We start from the raw sequence: 18,026 nt of genomic DNA on the forward strand, positions 1-18,026 counted from the left end.
GGTGACCCGTTCCATCCACGAAGACGCCAGGGACGTCGCCCGCGACATCGCCAGGGCCGACGCCTACGTCACCTCCCGACGCGAACGGAAGAAGGTCGAGATGCTGTTCGCACACCTCAAGCGCATCCTCAGGCTGGATCGGCTGCGCCTTCGCGGTCCCTGCGGCGCCCGAGACGAGTTCCTCCTCGCCGCCACCGCCCAGAACCTGCGAAAAATGGCCCGCTTGATCCCACTGCAGATCGCCCCAGCGCCCGCCTGAAGGCCTGAAGCGTCACGAACACCGTCACAGCCCGACCACGCAGCCGTGTTGTCCCGTCAGCCAGCCGACTTTTTCAACTGTATCCACCCCTAGCGGACGTCGAAGGCGACCGCTTTCCGGCGTGGAGGTCAACGTCCGATTTCGGCGGCGAAGCCAGGGACTGAAATCGACCCATTGCGGACGTGCCCCGCTATGCTCGTCTGACCGCTTTGAGCAGGCCGACCAATCCGACGACGACGAGGGTTGCGCCACCGAAGAAAGCTATGACCCAAAGCAACAAGGCCAAGGGGATCAGAGCCAGTGCCTCGATCTGCATCTCGGTATGAGCGCGGGCTACGCACAACGAGACCAGACCGATGCCCACGAGCAAGAGGAGGATCGACTTTCGCATAGCGTCCCTTAACACGCCTCAAGCGAACGTCCGCAATCCACCCGTAGCTGAGGATGGCGACTTCCGCTTTCCGGCCTCACCGCCACGATGGGTTTCGGTAGAAATTCGGCGCGTCCGGCGTCATCGCGCCAAGCCAGCTATCCTATCGCCTCAAACAATCTCCAGCGTTTACAGCCCCCTGGTCGCCAGCAGCGTCAATCGACCATACAGGCCGTAACGTGCGGTATGATGTCGTCCGGTCTTTGACATCCAGGCGCGTCGAATTGCACCTTCTTGCATTTTGCACTGTTATTCCGGGTGCAGTGCAATTTCGCCGGAGGCCGATTTCAGACGAAGTGCACACAGTGCACTCTGTTTTCTATCCGCCGCCCGTCTTCAGAAAAGCAATCCGGCCAAGACGCCGATCGCCGCCAACGCCAGGCTTCCGACCATCATCACCGCGCTGATGGCCAGTTGCAGCACCAGTCCCTTGCCGATCCCCGCCGCAACGCCGCGATACCAGCGTCCCCGGCCCATCCGCACAAAGACCACGACGCCCAGTATGAACAGGGCCACGCTGCCCATCATCGCTACAGGCCCCGTGCCGTATATGAACCAGAACAACGGCAGCATGGGCACGGTCCAGGCGTTCAGATAGGCGAAGGCGGCGCGAAAGCCGCAACGCCACCCCAGGTCCTCGGCGTCCCACCAGCGCACAAATGGCAGCACGGCCAGGGCATAGAGCGGCGCCATCAGCGGGACGGTCAGAAACGACATCCAGCCGTCGGCGTCGGACATGAAGGCGTCACGGGACTTGCCGGACTGGGCGACCAGCGACGACATCAGATCGGCAGGCATCTGATCCAGCACCCCGCCCAGGCCGCCACGCAGGAACACCACCAGCATCAAGATGGCGTTCAGCGCCAGATAGAGTTTCAGCGGCTTGGCGTAGACCCCGCCGCCTGTCGGCCCCTCGATCATCCAGGCCTGCAGCACCAGGCGCGGGCGTATCAGCAGGTCCCGCGCCGTCCGCACTTCGACCCCGCCAAAGCCCAGCGCGTCCTCGGACAGGTCCTTGAACGCCTGTTTGCGCGTCGTTTCGCCTTCGGTCGTCATGGATCGCCCCCGTGCAAGGGGGATGCATACACCGCCCGATTGAACGCGCAAACGCGCGACGGCCTCAGAACCGCTTGGTCAGCCCAACGCTGAACACCCGGCCGCGCGGATCGGCGACGACGGGATCATAGCCCAGGGCGAACTGCGCCAGGGGCGGCGCCTTGTCGAACACATTGACCACCCCCAGCGCCAGGTCGATGTCGGCGCCGATGGTGCGGCTGTACAGCAGGTCCGCCGTGGTCTGGCTGGCGATGGTCGCATCGGTGATCCCGCTGCGGTCATTGCGATAGCCGTCGGTGTAATGGACCAGCGCGGTCACGGTGTTAGCGCCCCCGCTCCAGCCCAGGGCGAACTCCCCGCGATTGCGCGGCAGCGACCGGCCGATATTGCTCAGATTGGTCGATCCGACGCCCGAGACCTGGGCCGCCCCGTCGTTCAGCCGGATGTCATAGGCGTCCACATAGGTCCAGGTCGCCGACGCCGTCGCCCGGCCGCCCCACAGGTCGCGGCCATAGCGGGCCGCCAGGTCCAGCCCCTGCGTCTCGATGGACGAGGCGTTGATGAAATACAGTTGCACGAAGGTCAGGGCGCCGCTGGCCGAGCGGGTGATCCGCCCCTGCGCCGGCGTGCCCGTCCGTCCCGCCGCCGTGTCGGCCGCCGCCTGGTCGATGACGGCCTGGGCCGATTCCTTTACCACCTGGTCCGTGTAGTCGAAGCGCCAGGCGTCCAGGCTGAACTCCAGCCCGTCCAGCGGCCGCCACACGGCGCCCAGGCTCAGGCTCTCGGACTTCTCGGGCTTCAGCGCCGCATCGCCTGAAGTCAGGGTGTTGACGAAGACGAAGGCGCCCCGGTCGAACACCGACGGCTGCGACGCCTGCGCCCCGGACTGGGCGTAGACCGACGGCGCGCGGAACCCCTGCCCCCACGACGCCCGCACGGCCACGGCGTCGGTCACGTCCCATCGGATGGCGGCCTTGGGACTGAACCGCCCCTCCCCGTCGTAGGTCTCGTAACGGCCCGCCAACTGCGCCTCGATCCGGTCGCCCAGGTGCAACCGCGCCTCGGCGAAGGCGGCCAGCGCCTCCTGCTCGCCCTCGAAGTCGGGGGAATAGCCGGCGGTCAGCAGATCCCCCGCATTGACCAGATCGCTCCAGTCGTGCCGGAAGCCGCTGCGCCGATACTGGGCGCCCAGCGCCACATCGACCGAACCGCCGTCCCACGCCAGGGCCTGACCGCTGGTCGAGGCGTCGACCGTCGTCAAGGTCGCGGCGCCGCGCAGGCCCGTGTAGCCGATCAAACTGTCGATCAGGGCCGTGCTATTGGCCGTGCCGGTCCCCAGATGGGCGCTGCCGAACGGGTTGAAATACTGGCACGTCCCGACACCGGCCACGCCCGTCGCGGGGTTGCAACCCGCCCCGCCAAAGCCGTTCAGCGCCCGCTGCAATGCGCTGCCGATGGCGTCCGGCTTGTCATAGGCCACGTGCTGGCGGCTGCTGGTCGCGGCCAGGCTCCAGGTCCAGCCGCCGGCGAACCGCCCATCCAGACCCGCCGACAACCGCCAGGTCTGGTATTCGAAATCGGCCTTGGACGCCCCGGCCTCGGCCCCCAGCAGACGCCCGCGGAACAGCACCGCCTCGCCGAACGGATTGTCGGGATGCGACGCCGGGACCGTCAGCGACTGGGCCAGGATCGGTAAGGACGGCGACTGGCGCGCCACCGTCTCGGTCGACGCCCAGGCCCCTTGCAGCGACAGGGTCATGTCCCCGACAGGCCGACGATAGTCGGCGAACAGCTGGTTGCGCGTCTCCTCCGGCGCCAGATCGAAGAAGTCGGAATAGTCCAGCCGGCAGAAGCTGTCCGTCGGCGTGTTCTTGTAGGCGCTGCCAAACGCCGGATTCCCGCACGCCGGATCGGGCGAGAAGCCGTTGCGGCTGGGCCGGAAATAGGACCCCGGCTGGCCATAGCTGGTCACCGCCGTCCACGCCGCCCGGCCATAACGTTCCGCCTGGGTGAAGTCCCGCTCGTCCGACCCTAGGGCCGAACGATGAAAGTGCGACGCCGCCAGCGTCAGGTTTCCCCCCAGCAGGTCGAACCCGCCGATGGCCTGGACCACGCTCTCTTCCGACCCGTCGGCCACGGCGTATTTGGCGCTGATCTCGGGCCGGTCCACGTCATGGCGGGTGATGAAGTTGACCACGCCCGCCACGGCGTCCGAGCCATAGACGGCCGAGGCGCCGTCCTTGACCACCTCGACCCGCTGCAAGGCGATCATCGGCACGAGCGAGTTGATGTCCACGAAGGCCGATCCGTCGGTGGCGACGACCGCGCTGGTCGTCCAGCGCTGGCCGTCCACCAAGACCAGCGTCGAACCCAGGCCCAGATTGCGCAGGTTGAACTGGGCCGTTCCCGAGCTTTGCGGCTGGTTTAACTGATCGACCTGAGCTTCCGAGCCTGAGTTGGCCGTGACCAGACGCACCAGCTGCGACGCATCGGCGATCCCGGCCGCCTCCATGACCTCGCGCCCGACCGTCTCCACCGGCGCGATCCGGTCGCCGCCGGCGATCCGCGATCCGGTGACCACGATATCGTCCACCTGCGCCGCCTTCGGCTCCTCGGCATGGGCGCCGGCCGCCGCAGCCAGCCAGGCCATCGAAACCGTCATCATCAAGATTTTGCGTTGCGTCATCTGAATGCTCCCCGCGTTTGGCAGCGGCTTCTAACCAGCGCCGCCGTTTTGCGAAAGTGTAATTTTGCAGTTTTGCAAATTCAGTCTGCGACGCGACGCCCTGCGCCATTGATCCGCAGATGTAACCGGTTACGGTGCGGCGAAAGAAGAATGGCTTAGGGAAGCAGGAAGCATGGCGGACGTCCGTCTGATCGACGTGAAGAAGGCGTTCGGCGCCGTGGAGGTGCTGAAGGGCGTCGATCTGGAGATCGCCGACGGCGAGTTCATCGTCTTTGTCGGCCCCTCAGGCTGCGGCAAGTCCACCCTCCTGCGCACCATCGCCGGGCTGGAAGAGGCGACGACGGGCCAGGTCTGGATCGGCGACCGCATGGTGAACGATCTGTCGCCTTCGGACCGGGGCATCGCCATGGTGTTCCAGTCCTATGCGCTCTACCCGCACATGACGGCCTATGAGAACATGGCCTTTGGCCTGAAACTGGCCAAGACGGACAAGGCCGAGATCGACCGCCGCGTCCGCGCGGCCGCCGAGGCGCTCAGCATCACCGACTATCTGGACCGCAAGCCCAAGGCCATGTCGGGCGGCCAGCGCCAGCGCGTCGCCATCGGCCGCGCCATCGTGCGCGAGCCCGAGGTCTTCCTGTTCGACGAGCCCCTGTCCAATCTGGACGCCGCCCTGCGGGTGCGAATGCGCTACGAGTTCGCGCGGCTGCATGCCGAACTGAAGACGACGATGATCTACGTCACCCACGACCAGGTCGAAGCCATGACCCTGGCCGACCGGATCGTGGTGCTGAACGGGGGCAGGATAGAGCAGGTCGGCGCACCGATGGCGTTGTACGAACACCCCGCCAATCTGTTCGTCGCCGGCTTCATCGGCAGCCCCAGGATGAACCTGCTGGCGGCCCAGATCATCGGGGCGTCGGCAGCCGGCGCGACGGTGAAGACCACCGCTGGCGAGACGATCCGCGTCGCCGTCGACGCCGCCTCGGCCAAGCCCGGCGATGCCGTGACACTGGGCGTCCGACCCGAACACCTGACCCTAGGCGGCGCCGGCGATGCGCTGAACGCCGAGGTCATGTTCGTGGAAACCCTGGGCGCGACGACCATGGCGCACCTGAAGCACCCGGCGTCCGACGACACGCTGACGGTCCAGTTGGCTGGCGAACTGCGCGCCAGGGCCGGCGAGCGTCTGACGCTGGACGTTCCTGCGAAACAGGCCCACCTGTTCGACGCCGCTGGCAAGGCGTTCCAAAGGCTCTGATCCCTCTCCCGTCGGAAGAAGGGAGAGTTTTCGTCAGCGCAACTCCACCCGCCGCGCCCCGGTCGGAATCGCCAACTCCTCGCCCGTCCACGTCGTCTCGCGGCCGTCGATCCGCACCCGTTCCGGCCGCCCCTGCCCCGCCGACCATCGCAGCACGAAGCCGCCCGGCGGCGTCGCTTCTCCGCCCAGGGTCAACACATACCCGCGCCGTTCCTTGCGATAGGCATAGGTCAGCGGCCCATAGGCGGTGCGCAGGCCCTTAACGCCGACGCCCTGCCTGGTGTCCAGCCACGCCTCGGGCACACCCGCGGCCAGCACCAGGGCGTGATCGCGGTCCCGTTCATAGGCGAACAGGTCCAACGCCGAGCGGATATAGTCCGAACTGATCCAGGCATGCGGCATATCGCCGATGAAGCGCGGCTCGCGCTTCTCGCGCCCGACCACCTCGGCCCAGCCGTTCCAGGCCTCGGGCCGGCGGTCGGCCATCAGGAAGTCCAGCACCTCAAGCGCCCGCTCCTTCTGGCCCAGCCGCACGAAGGCGCCGACCAGCCGCCATTCATAGGGGGTGTAGTCCTTCCACGCCGTGCGATTGCTCCGCCGATTCTGGAAGTTTTCCCAATAGCGATCAAAGGTTCGCGCCATCAGTTCGGGCGGCAGATTATCCTGCTCGCCCGCCGGCGACAGGGCGATGGTGGTCGAGGTGGCGTCGAAATCCCCGCGATCCGCCGCCCCCGCGATCCAGTCTATGCCATGATGCGCCGCCGTCGCCGTAATTGACGCCCGGATGTCGGCGGCGAACTCATCTCGCGCCGCCGCATAGCGGACGGCGGCGGCCGCATCGCCCAGGGTCTCGGCGATGAAGACCGCGTCCTTGTAACCCAGCAGGCCCCAGAAATCGTCCCAGTAGGAATAGGCCGCCTTGTCCGAATAGCCCTCGTGGCTGATCGTGGGCGGCAACAGGCCATACAGATGCCGCTGATCCGGCGCCTGGAAGGCCGCCGTCCGGGTCGAGGCGCGCAGGTCGTCCATATAGGCGATGGCCTTCTGCACTTGCGGCCAGACCTGGCGCAACAGAGCCTCGTCCTTGGTGTACCGATAGGTCTCGGCGGCCAGGAAGACGAACTCGCCGTGGCTGTCGTTCTCCGGCACAGGGTCGGCGCCGCGTGCATCGACGCAGCAGGGCACCTTGCCGTTCTCGAACACATAGGGGGCGTACCAGCGCAGATAGTCGGCCGAATGTTCGGCCATGCCCAGCCGGTTCAGTCCCTCGGCCATCATCGCCCCGTCGCGGATCCACGAGCGGTTATAGCTGCGGGTGCCCGGCTGCAGGATCGGCCCCTGGCGCGACATCAGCATATGAGCGAGGGAGGATTTCAGCGCGTCCTCGATCCGCTGGGCGGCCGGCGGCAGGGTCAGTTCGACCCGGTCCAGCTTCTCTCGCCACTCGGCGGCCAACCGCGCCTCGACCGTATCTAGAACCGCAGACGCCTGTCCCATCGGCTCGGGCGCCAACGTTTCTCCCGACAGTTGCGAAACCCAACCGACCGTTCGCCTCTCGCCAGGCTGCAACGTCACCTCATAGGTCAAGGCGCCCGCGGCGAGGCCGACAGCGTCCGTCGTGGTCGCGGGATCGCCCGCCGGTCGTTGCACGGACGGCAGGACCAGGGACTGCGGGTCGCTGCCCGCATCAAAGGTGGCCAGCGCCACATGATCGGGCGTCGCCAGCGGCTGCACCCGCACCGTATCGTTCAAGCTCAGTTGCGCGCCGTCCCAGGCGATTTTTTCCACCGGGCTCACGCCGCCGGGAATGGCCAGGAACTGGCGCGGCGCATTCACCTGCATCGGCCGCGCGGTCAGGGCCAGGGTCAAGGTGCGCGGCCGGCTGGAGGTGTTGGTCAGGTCGTAACGCCCCCAAAGCTGCGCCTGATCGGCCGACCCGTCTGCGAAGCTGGTGATCTTCAGCGTCCAGTCGTCGGTGGTCCAGGTCACGGACGGGATCGGCAGGTCGCCGTCCTTCAGTCCCTGTTCGACATTGACGTCGGCCCATGTGATCAGCCGTCCGTTGTCCACCACGAAGGGCTCGATGCTGGGGCCGGCGCGGCGCAGTTCGATGGCGCCGTCCTCGCCGATCAGGCCGCTTTCCCCGCCCCCATCGACCCCGACCAGGGTCCAATAGGATTGTTCGCCCGAGAAGCCGCGCGGATAGAGGCCGCGCCGGTTCTGCTTGGCCACCGCCTCGACGAAGACCGTGGGGTCGGCGCCGAAGGCCAGGGGCTCGACCTCGATCTCATTCAACACATAGGTCGTCGCCGGCGCCGCGCCCAGCCTCTGTCCCGCGCCGGACGAACCCACCACGTCCGACGCGGGAACGGGCCGCAGCGGCTTCAGCCTCAGCCAGCGCGCCGTCGCCTCGGGCGTCCTCAGCCAGTCGACGCCGCCGTCGCCGCCCGCCACGGTCGCCAGTTCGCGCCAGTCGCGTCCGTCCAGGGAGGCCGAAATGCGATAGTCGGCGGCCGCGCCCCGCTCGCCCCATCGCAGGGTCAGACCGCCAAACTCACGCTCATAGCCCAGGTCCAGCGTCAGGACCGACGCCTCGCCAACCGGCAGGGTCCAGGCGGTCCTGATGTCATTGTCCACGGCGCGCGACGCGGTGGAGGGCGAGCGGCCGTCGCTGGCGATGGGCTGGGGCGGCACGACCGGGTCGACGGGCAGTTCGCGGATCGACAGTTCGTCGATGTCGATAAAGCCCCGCCCGCCATCGGCCGCCACGACCACGAACTCGACCCGCTCGGCGCGGCGCAGTTCGGTCTCGGGGCCCGGCCCCCAGGCCTTGGACACCTGACGCCGCTTGATGACAAACCGCGACCAGCCATCGGGGAAGTCATGGCGGGCCGTCTGCTTCCACCAGACGTTCTCGGCCGCCGCATCGGTGAACTTGACCTCGAAGGTGTTCGCCGGCCCCTCGCCGCGCACCCAGAAGCTGATCTCGTAATTGTCGGGCAGGTCGAAAGGCAGGTCCCGCGCGGCGAAGGCGTAGCCCGCCTTGCCATTGAAGTCATAGCTCAGCCGAACCGCCCGCCCGTCATGTCCGACGACCGACGACACGGCCGAGGACACGTCGGTAGAGGCGTCGGCCTTCCACGCAGCGGCGTCTTCCATCGGGTCCAGAACCCGTGTCTGCTGAGCGAAAGCGGGTGTGGAAATCGCTACGGCGATGGCGAACAGAGAGGCGGCAAGGCGCATGGGAGGCCTGTTCCTTGTCGTCGTCCCCGTGGGGACAGGGAAAGCTCAGCCCTTCACGCTGCCCGCGAGCATGCCGCGGATGTAGTAGCGTTGCAGGGCGAGGAAGAGGATGAGCACCGGCGCGACCGTCACCACGGCCCCGGCCATCATCAATTCGATGTCCTGCACATGCTCGCGCGACAATGAGGCCAGGGCGACCGGCAGGGTGTAGTTCGACTGATCCGTCAGGATGATCAGGGGCCACAGGAAGTCGTTCCAGCTGCCCAGGAAGACGAACAGGCCCAGGGTCACGATGATCGGCTGCAGCGTCGGCAGGACCACGCGGCGGAAGATCTGGCCCTCGCTGGCGCCGTCGATCCGCGCGGCCTCCAACATCTCGTCGGGAATACTCAGCGCGTACTGGCGCACCAGGAACAGGCCGAAGATGGACGCCAGCCAGGGCGCCAGCGCCCCGGCGTAGGTGTTAACCAGGCCCATCCCCTTCAGCATCAAAAACAGCGGCAAGGTGCCGATCTGGGCCGGCACCACAAGGGCGGCGACCAAGAACTGGAACAGTCGCTCACGCCCCTTGAACTTCAACTTGGCGAAGGCGTAGCCAGCCGGGACGGTGAACCCAAGGGCCAGAATGGTCGCCATCGTCGCCAGGGCGAAGCTGTTCCACAGGTACCGCCCCATGCCCTGGTTCAGGAACAGGTCGCGATAATGCTCCAGCGTCCAGTGCGACGGCAGCAGCGGCGGCGGGAAGACGGCGGCCTCTCCCGTCGCCATGAAGCTGACCGACACCATCCAGACCAAGGGGAACAGGACAATCAGGGCGATGAGGGCGACGGCGAGGTTCAGCAGGATCGCGCGGATTTTCATTGATACGCCCCCACCCGTTTGGCGACCGCCAACTGGACCAGGGTGAGGGCCAGGATGCACAGGAACAGCACGAAGGCCACCGCGCTGGCGGATCCCAGGTTCCACCATTTGAAGCCCTCCTCGTACATGAAGTAAAGCACCGTCACCGTGCTCTGAGCCGGGCCGCCCTGCGTCATCACATAGGGTTCGGCGAACAGCTGGAAGAAACTGGCCACCGAGATGATCGAGACCAGCAGCATGGTCGGCGCGATGGCCGGCAAGGTCACATGGCGGAACTGCTTCCACGGCCCGGCGCCGTCGATGCGGGCGGCCTCATACAGGTCGTCCGGCACGGTCTGAAGCACCGCCAGGAAGATCAGCATATTGTAGCCAAAGATCTTCCAGACCACGAACATCAGGATGGCGGGGATCGACGTCGAGGGGTCGCCCAGCCAGTCCACGGCGGCAAGGCCGATGCTCTCCAGCCCCCAATTGATGACGCCGTACCGGGTGTGCAGCAGATAGCGCCAGACCACGGCCGTCGCGACCAGAGTGGTGACATACGGCGCGAAGAACATGACCCGCCAGATCGGCCGCCACTTCACCACCCGCGCATTCAGGATCACCGCCGCCGCCAGCGACGCGGCGATGGACAGAGGCACGCCCAGAACGGCGAAGGTCAGGGTGTTCTTCATCGCGCCCCAGAACAGGGAGTTGGTCAGCAGCCGCTCGTAGTTCTGCAGCCCGACGAAACGCAGATTGTCCAGGTTAGCCAGGGCGTAGATGTCGAAATCGGTCAGGCTGAGCAGCAGGGCTGCGATCACCGGAATGGCGAAGAACAGCCCGATGGCGAGCATGGCTGGGGCGACGAAGGCCCAGGCCGCCCTTTCGCGGGCGCCGCGTCCCCGCGTCGGCTTCGTCCCCGATCTGGCCATTGTCGGATCGACGACGGTCATACGGCCCTGCCCCGTTCCATCATCCAGCGCCGCTTTTCCAGCAGCCGGTCGGCGCGGCGGTCGATCTCGGCGGCGGCGGTCTCGGGGCTGTATTCGCCGCGCACCATCCGTTCGGCGACGATCTGCATCTCGGTGACGATACGCTCCCATTCCGGCACCTTGGGCACGGCCTTGGCCCGCGCCAGCTGACCCCGGAACGGCGCCAGCATCGGATCACGTTCGACGCCTGCGATGTCCCAGGCGCTCTGGCGCGCCGGCAGGTCGCCGACGATGGTGTTGAACCGGGCCTGCACCGCCGGTTCGGATAGGTATCGGACCAGAGCCCAGGCCGCGTCCTGATGCGGCGAGGACTTGAACACCGCCAGGCTGGATCCGCCCGGCGCCGACGCTCCCCGGGGCGTCTGGTCCCGGCACGCCCGCCGTGGCCCAGTTCGGCTGGAACGACGCCGGCAGTTTGCTGCGGAAATCACCCACGCTCCACGGCCCGGAAAAATAGAAGCTGAAATAGCCCCTGGCGAACTCGGTCCAGACGTTGGAAATCTGCGTCGACGACGCCAGCGGCGCCAACCCCTCGGCGAACAGGCTGCGGTAGAAGGCCAGGGCCGCAACAAAGCCGGGGCTGGAGAAGTTTCCGCGCGTATCCCGATCCCTCAGCAGCGGCTCGTTGATCTGAAGCCCGAACGTCAGCAGTTGCTCGAACTCGTTCAGCGGCAACAGAATCGCATAGGCGCCGCCGCCCGCCACGCGCTTGATCGCGTGCATGGCCCGCTTCCATTCGGCCCAGTCCTCGGGCGGCGCCCCGAAACCGGCCTGCGCCAGCAGATCCTTGCGATAGAACAGCAGCCGCGTGTCGACATACCAGGGCGTGGTCATGGCCCGACCGGCGATCTCGTTTGTCTCCAGCACCGCAGGAAACTGGTCGGTCAGCAGGTTCGCCGCCTCGGGCGGGGTCGGAGACAGGGCGCCGATGGCCGTCAGTTCCGCCACCCAGGTATTGCCGATCTGGCTGACGTCCGGCAGCGAGGCGCCGGCGTAGGCGGTCAGCAGCTTCTCGTGCGCCGCCGTCCACGGCAGAGGCTGGACCGAGACCCGAACGCCCGGATTGCGCCGCTCGAACTCCGGCATCAACTGCCCGACGGTCCCACCCTCGTTGCCCATGGCCCAGAAGCGCAGCACGGTCTCGCCGTCACGGCGCGGGGTGCAAGCCGCAGCCGCCCCTCCCGCCATCAGGGCCAATGCGCCACGCCTGTGCGCCGTCAGACTCATCCGTTCATCCAGCCGCCGGTGAAGCCCGCGATGTCGAGCGCACGGCGGATATTGGGCTCGCCGCGCATATGACGCCAGACGAACTCCGACCTGTGGTTCTCGGTCATGATGACGATCGGCCCCTGGTCGATGCCCAGATAGTCGCCGTCCACCCAACCCACGCCGTCCACGATCTTGCCGTGTTGCAGCGGCCCGTCGCGCACCGTCAGGGTCGGGTTGAAACTGTCGAGGAAACCCCACTCCGTATAGATGTCCGATCCGTATGCACGCTTCATCGCCTTGACGCAGGGCACGACGATTTCGGGCGCGAAGGCGATGGACCCAGCCGCCGCCGTCGGCGCGATGGTGCCGTCGTCCCGCTCGCCCGGACCGCGCGCGGAATAGCTGAAGAACTCGCGTTCCTTGCCGTTGATCACCTGTTTGAAGTCGCCCGGCCCGTCGCAGGCCGTCAGCCCCCAGACATCAGACGAATAGCCGGCCCAGCCGCCCGGATTGTCGTGGGCGTATTTCTGCTGGGCGTAGACGGCGCGGCGGCTGTTCTCGAAATAATCCAGTTGTTCGTCCAACTGGGCCGACTGTCCCCGCATCCAAGCGTCCTGAATGCCGCGGAAATCGATGAACATATGGCTGTACTGGTGCCCGAAGATGGGCGCGAAATTCAGGCGCCAGCTGCCCCAGCGGTCGGTCCAGCTTTCATCATAGCTGGCGGCCCATTCGTGCCAGACATTGACCGACACCGGATGGGTCGGGCTGCCGATGGCCAGCAGCAGCACCAGCATCCCCTCGTTATAGACGTGCCAGTCCGAGGGGATGAAACCGCTCTCGGGGTGCCAACCCATGGTGATGCGGTTGTCACGGATCACGGCCCACGGCCATTCGATCCGTTCGTAGATGGCTTGCGCCTTCTGCCGGATTTCCGCCTCGTCGGCGTGACGGCCGTCGAAGTATCGGGCGGCGAAAAGCATGCCGCCGATCAGCAGGGCCGTATCGACCGTTGACAGCTCATTCTGAGCAAACCGCAGCCCGGTCTCCATGTCCAGGAAATGATAGAAAAACCCTTTGTGGCCCGCCGTGCCGGTCCCTTCCGGCCCCTGCGGCAAGTCATGGAAGAACCGCAGGGTCGTAAGGGTCCGCTCGCGCGCCTCCGCCCGGCTCATCCAACCGCGCTCGACGCCCACTGGCCAGCAAGTCAGGGCGAACCCGACCGCCGCCACCGAACAGAAGGACGGCGTGGGCCAGCGATCCGGCGTCAGGCCCGTGCGTCGATCCGTGACCTTCTCGAACCAGCGGAAGGTCCGCTCCTGAAGCTCCTCGATCTCCTGATCCAGCCGCATCGGCCGCCTCTGCGTCCCATTGACCGCCCCGGTAATCGCCGCCTGCTGCGCCGCCGCCATCACCGGAAATCCAACGGCCAGAGCCGCCGCGCCTGTGGTGGTCCGCATCAGGAAGTTTCGACGATTCATGGGCAGGCTCACTGGGTCTGCATCAAAAAGAAAGACCGCCTCCCGACAAGCGAAAGACGGCCCAGGCTCAGGGTTTAGAAGGAGTAGCGCAGGCCGACCTGGAAGCTGCGGGTCGGCAGATAGACTTCGGTTCCAGCGCCGTAGCGCGCGTTATTGAAGCCGGTATCGAACGACTTGAAGTTGGTGAAGTTGAAGATGTTGATCGCGTCGGCGATGAACTCGACCCGCTGCCCCCCAAAGACATCGAAGCCCTTGGTCAGACGCAGATCGACCTGGCGATAGGCGAAGTTGAAGCCCGGGAAGAAGGCTCGCTTCTCAGGTTTGCCCGCGTTCCAGCAGATGTTGGGACCCCCGGCCGGGGCGTTCGGACAATCGTTGATGTTGTACGGCAAGCCCGATCCCAGAGTGACGATGCCCGACAGCAGGAAGTCGGCCGGCAGACCCAGAGTTCCGGAAGCTACGATGCGGTGACGCTCGTCCGTAGACGACCGATATTTGGGCGACTGACCCGGGGTGTTGTAATCGAAGTCGAATGCGCCGTAGCCATTGTCGCGACTGCCGTTCTGTGTCGCATCCATATAGGTGTAGGCGACGTTGAAGCCCCACCGATCCTCGGCGTTATACGGCTTGTCAGCAGTCAGATAGATCGCCTTGTAATCGCGTTCCTTATCCGTGTTTTGGAAGAAGATCAGGTTGCGGAACTGCGAGAAGCCGACCGAACCTGGGGTCGGCCCGTTGAAGCGCCCGCCCGTCTCGTTGAGCGCATTGGCGATATACCAGGCCGATTCACCCTCCGTATGGCCGGCGGCCAGCGTCAGCGCGGTCTGCCAGCGACCGAACTTCTGACGAACGCCGATGTTGAACTGATCCGTGCGCGGCGGCTCGAAATCGTTCTTCACCAGGAACACTTCGCCGGCGCCGGGGCTGGCGGCCAGCAGCGGGTCAAGACCAGCCGGCGTCAGATAGCGCGGATCCCAGGCGATCGTCTGCTGGCCGCCGCGCGGACCGCCGGTGTTTGAGAAGTAGATCGTCTTGTTGAACTGGAACGGCTTAAATCGCTCATCGAATGCGAAGTTGAAGCCGATCCGGTCGTAGTAGCGACCGGCGCCGCCGAAGATCACCGTCTGCTCGTCGCCGAACACATCATACGAGAAGCCGAAGCGCGGCTGGAAGGCGCCCTTGAACGCCTTGCGATCACCGTTCGAGATGTAATCCGAAGGGTTGAAGTAGGACGGGAAGTCGTAACCCGGCAGGTTCTGGATCGCCGCCAGCATGTTGCGGATGGAATCCGGCGTGCGGTAATCGTTGTTGACCGCATTGTCCTCATAATCCCAGCGGATGCCGAGGTTCAGTTCCAGCTTGTCTGTGATCTGCCAATCGTCCTGAATATAAAGGCCGATGACGTTATTATCGACATCCGCTGGCGGCACGGCGACGCCCAGGTTTACCGCCACCGGGATGGTGCGGCTGCCGTTGATCTCTGGACGCGCTTAAATGTCGTACACGAAGGTCGGATTCCTCCCGAAGTCCTTCTGCACGAAGTAGTTCTGCATGGAATATTTCGCACCCATCTTGATCGTGTGGGTGCCCATCCAGGCCAGATCTGGGATCGTCAGATCGTTTCGGATCGTGGTGCTTTTTTGCTGCAGGAACTGGGCGTCCGCCCGACCGCCAGCCGTAAAGACCGTCGAGTCTCGGTTATTGATGTTATATTGGAATCCAGGCGTGGTCGCACTGTCGTCACGGAAGATCACATACTCGCGGCCATAGTCCAAACCGTTGATGACCGATTGCTCGTAGCTCGACTTCAGATAGTCGATCGAGAACTCGTTCAGGAAATGCTGGCCCTGGAACTGGTGACGCAGGTTGAAGGCCTGGGTCTCGCCATTGTTGCGGGCGGCGCGGCTGGGGGCGTTCTGGCCGCTGGCGCCGCGGATGTCCTCTTCCGTCTTGTATTCCGTGCTGAGTTCCAGCCGCTGACGGTCGTCGATCTGCCACGACAGCTTGCCGAAGAAGACGTCCTGCTCATAGGGCGTGGACACCGTGCCCAGGTCGGCGGCGAAGAAGTCGTTGTATTCCGTGCGGTTCAGGAAGGACTGGGCGATGCGATCCTCGTCCTTGCGCTCATAGGCGCCGAAGAAGTGCAGGCGATCCTGGATGATCGGCCCGCCCAGGCTGGCGCCGTACTGCAAACGGCGCACCGGGGCCTTTTCGGCGCCGCGACGACGAGAGATCTCGTCCTGCGCCACCCAGTCGGGGTCCTGGTAGAAGACGAAGGCGTCGCCGTGGAACTCGTTGGTGCCCGACCGCGTCACGGCGGTGATGATGGCCGAACCGGCCTGTTCATACTCGGCCTTGAAGTTCTGGCTGATGACGCGGAACTCCTGCACCGCGCCCTGCGGGAATGGCGTTCCACGGCTGTCGTCCTGGCCGGCGACACCGCCGTCGTTGATCAGCGACTTGCGGTTCTGGCCGTCGATGAAGACGTTGATGGCTTGGGCGGTCTGGCCGCCGGCGGAAATCGTCCGCTCGGTGTCGTCTTCGGTCACGCGCAGGCCCGGCGCCAAGGCGGCGAAGTTCAGGAAGTTGCGGCTGATCTGCGGTAGGTTGTTGATCTGCTGCTGCGTCACATTGGTGGCGACTTCCGGCGTACGGACTTCGAACATGCGGCGGCCGGTGACGACGATGTCGCCCAGCTCGGTCGCGCCGGCCGTGGCTTGGCCGGTCGCAGCGGCGCCGCCGGCGACATCCAGGTTCAGCGTTCCAACCTGGCCCAACGACAGGGTAACGGTCTGTTCCGCAGTCTGACCGTCAGCGCTGGTGACTTGGACGCGGTAAGTGCCGGGACGCAGGCCCGACAGGACGTAACGCCCGTCGGCTCCGACGCGCGACCGGGTCGCATAGCCGGTCGACACTTCGGTCGCGACTACGGTAGCGCCGGCTTCGGCGGTCTGGCCGTCATAGACAGAACCCCGAAGCGTGGTGGTCGCGTTCTGAGCCGACGCGCCTCCCGCCACGGCCATGCTCAAGGCCAGGGCCGAGGCGGCGGCCAGGGCCAGGTTGCGTGTGTTGAACTGGTTCATCCTGAGTTCTCCCCTTCTTTTGGGATCGGTTGGCGTCGGCATGACGTCCCTCACCCCTTGTTGAACCTGGCGGTCGGGACCGCCGCGGTGGATTGGCGCTCGACCAAAACCGGTCGGACGATTTCGCAGCTGGTGTCGGCGGCCTCGCCGGCCTGGACCAGGCCGATCAGGCGCTCCACGCCTCGGCGGCCGATTTCGGCGATGTTGACGCGCATGGTGGTCAGCGCGGGCCGCACCAGGGCGGCGATGGGCACGTCGTCGAAACCGATGACGGCGATATCCTCGGGGCAGCGCACGCCGGCTTCCTGAAAGGCCAGAAGGGCGCCGACCGCCATCATGTCGTTGGCGGCGAAGACGGCGTCAGGCCTTTGCGACATGGCCAGAAGCTGCGTCGCGGCGCGGTGGCCCGACGCCTGGGAGAAGTCGCCTTCCACGATGATCGGGGCCTGATCAGTCAGGGCCGAGACATAGCCGGCGGCCCGGGTGTCGGCCTCGACGTTGGCGGCGGCGCCGCGAATGTGGGCGATGCGGCGTCGGCCCGTGGCGCGCAGATGCTGAACCGCCGCGACCGCCCCGCCGTGATTGTCGATGACGATGGAGGCGCGACCAGCCTCGGCCGTGCCGGCGTTCATCAGCAGGACCGGCATACGCCCGACAAACTCATTGGCCAGATTGGCGGCGTCGACATGGGGCGACAGGACGATCATCCCGTCCACGCGGCCGCGCATGGAACGGACAGCCGCCAGCGTGTCCTCTGCGCCGTCATGAGAGCTGGAGACGATCAGATGTTTGCCGTGCGCCCGCGCGGCTAAATCCATGCCCCGGATCAGCTCCGAGAAGAACTCGCCGAACAGATCGGGCAGGATGACGCCGATGGTGTCGTTCTTGCTGGTCGACAGGCTGCGCGCGCCGAAATGGGGGACGTAGCGCAGATGCTCCACAGCCTCGAGCACGCGCTGTCGCGTCGCATCCGACGTCACGCCCAGGCCGTTCAGCACACGAGAGACGGAGGCGACTGACACCTGGGCGCGTTCGGCCACGTCGCGCATGGTGGCGGCCTTGGCGGAAAGCAAACCCTCCTGCCCCGCAGAAGACGCGGTGGTTGGTGCGGCCATGTCCAATCGATCGTCTCCCTGAATCCTATCGTGCCGGCTCCTTATCGAAGTTCCGTCGATACAGAATGTAAGCGGTTACATGACACAGGAGTAATGTGCGCCGCAAGCGTTGCAAGGTCGCATTTCCGTCAATTTTCGGCACGTGCGCCGTTGCCGGCTCCATTGACGACAGGTCCAATGAAGCCGCTTCGCTATAGAATATCTCGTGCTTTCAGCGGCTAATCGGACGCGGGCGTGGCGGATCACCGTTGATGGTCATCAGACGTCGGCCGACGACGAGGCGTCTCTATGTCGCGCCCGTTCTGAACCACAAAAGGCCCGCAACGCGGCGACGTTGCGGACCTTTCGACTTGCGGTTTGCAACTGGA

At 65.7% G+C, this 18,026-nt stretch carries 13 protein-coding genes and 2 pseudogenes; 2 read left to right on the top strand and 13 right to left on the bottom strand.

What is annotated here, in order from left to right; genetic code table 11:
* A partial coding sequence (locus KZX42_RS16035; RefSeq protein WP_248121004.1) for a transposase occupies window positions 1-259 on the top strand: 259 nt, incomplete at its 5' end.
* Window positions 260-449: 190 nt separating this feature from the next.
* Here KZX42_RS16035 and KZX42_RS16040 read toward each other — a convergent pair.
* The 3 genes from KZX42_RS16040 to KZX42_RS16050 all read right to left on the bottom strand — a co-directional run bounded on the left by KZX42_RS16040 (window position 450) and on the right by KZX42_RS16050 (window position 4,431).
* Window positions 450-650: a hypothetical protein gene (locus KZX42_RS16040; RefSeq protein ID WP_248121006.1), complete on the bottom strand. Its 201-nt coding sequence runs from the start codon at window positions 648-650 to the stop codon at window positions 450-452.
* A 375-nt stretch (window positions 651-1,025) separates the two neighbouring features.
* Window positions 1,026-1,745: a hypothetical protein gene (locus tag KZX42_RS16045; RefSeq protein WP_248121008.1), complete on the bottom strand. Its 720-nt coding sequence runs from the start codon at window positions 1,743-1,745 to the stop codon at window positions 1,026-1,028.
* 64 nt (window positions 1,746-1,809) lie between these two features.
* Window positions 1,810-4,431, bottom strand: coding sequence for a TonB-dependent receptor (locus tag KZX42_RS16050; protein WP_248121009.1), 2,622 nt, complete (start codon window positions 4,429-4,431; stop codon window positions 1,810-1,812).
* A gap of 172 nt (window positions 4,432-4,603) precedes the next feature.
* On the opposite strand from KZX42_RS16050, the gene ugpC reads away from it, so the two are divergent.
* Window positions 4,604-5,692, top strand: a complete 1,089-nt coding sequence (gene ugpC / locus KZX42_RS16055) for a sn-glycerol-3-phosphate ABC transporter ATP-binding protein UgpC (protein WP_248121011.1) — start codon at window positions 4,604-4,606, stop codon at window positions 5,690-5,692.
* 33 nt (window positions 5,693-5,725) lie between these two features.
* Here the strand turns inward: ugpC and KZX42_RS16060 are convergent, their stop codons facing one another.
* From KZX42_RS16060 to KZX42_RS16100, 10 genes and pseudogenes are all read right to left on the bottom strand, one after another.
* Window positions 5,726-8,935, bottom strand: coding sequence for a discoidin domain-containing protein (locus tag KZX42_RS16060; protein WP_248121013.1), 3,210 nt, complete (start codon window positions 8,933-8,935; stop codon window positions 5,726-5,728).
* A gap of 45 nt (window positions 8,936-8,980) precedes the next feature.
* Window positions 8,981-9,796: a carbohydrate ABC transporter permease gene (locus KZX42_RS16065; protein ID WP_248121015.1), complete on the bottom strand. Its 816-nt coding sequence runs from the start codon at window positions 9,794-9,796 to the stop codon at window positions 8,981-8,983.
* Entirely contained in the window at window positions 9,793-10,731 is a 939-nt protein-coding gene (locus tag KZX42_RS16070; RefSeq protein WP_248121017.1) for a sugar ABC transporter permease, read from the bottom strand. The genes KZX42_RS16065 and KZX42_RS16070 overlap by 4 nt, the downstream gene beginning before the upstream one ends.
* Complete coding sequence (locus KZX42_RS16075; RefSeq protein ID WP_248121155.1) at window positions 10,728-10,940, bottom strand: hypothetical protein; 213 nt, start codon at window positions 10,938-10,940, stop codon at window positions 10,728-10,730. Before KZX42_RS16075 ends, KZX42_RS16070 begins: the two co-directional genes overlap by 4 nt.
* A gap of 51 nt (window positions 10,941-10,991) precedes the next feature.
* Window positions 10,992-11,201 (bottom strand): annotated as a pseudogene (locus tag KZX42_RS17370) (extracellular solute-binding protein); the annotation flags it as partial.
* A pseudogene (locus tag KZX42_RS16080) lies at window positions 11,188-11,997 on the bottom strand (extracellular solute-binding protein); the annotation flags it as partial. The pseudogenes KZX42_RS17370 and KZX42_RS16080, both read right to left, overlap by 14 nt.
* Entirely contained in the window at window positions 11,994-13,460 is a 1,467-nt protein-coding gene (locus tag KZX42_RS16085) for a glucoamylase family protein (RefSeq protein WP_248121019.1), read from the bottom strand. The pseudogene KZX42_RS16080 and the gene KZX42_RS16085, both read right to left, overlap by 4 nt.
* 74 nt (window positions 13,461-13,534) lie before the next feature.
* Window positions 13,535-14,914 carry a TonB-dependent receptor gene (locus KZX42_RS16090; protein WP_248121028.1) on the bottom strand — a complete coding sequence of 460 codons (1,380 nt, stop codon included), beginning with the start codon at window positions 14,912-14,914 and terminating at the stop codon, window positions 13,535-13,537.
* Between the two features lie 36 nt (window positions 14,915-14,950).
* The gene (locus KZX42_RS16095) at window positions 14,951-16,543 is read right to left on the bottom strand and encodes a TonB-dependent receptor (protein ID WP_248121030.1); all 1,593 of its coding nucleotides are present in this window, start codon (window positions 16,541-16,543) and stop codon (window positions 14,951-14,953) included.
* Between the two features lie 50 nt (window positions 16,544-16,593).
* Window positions 16,594-17,658, bottom strand: a complete 1,065-nt coding sequence (locus KZX42_RS16100) for a LacI family DNA-binding transcriptional regulator (RefSeq protein ID WP_248121032.1) — start codon at window positions 17,656-17,658, stop codon at window positions 16,594-16,596.
* Window positions 17,659-18,026: the final 368 nt, after the last annotated feature.

It is taken from the genome of Brevundimonas sp. EYE_349, assembly GCF_023147505.1.
In the GTDB taxonomy this organism is placed as follows: domain Bacteria; phylum Pseudomonadota; class Alphaproteobacteria; order Caulobacterales; family Caulobacteraceae; genus Brevundimonas.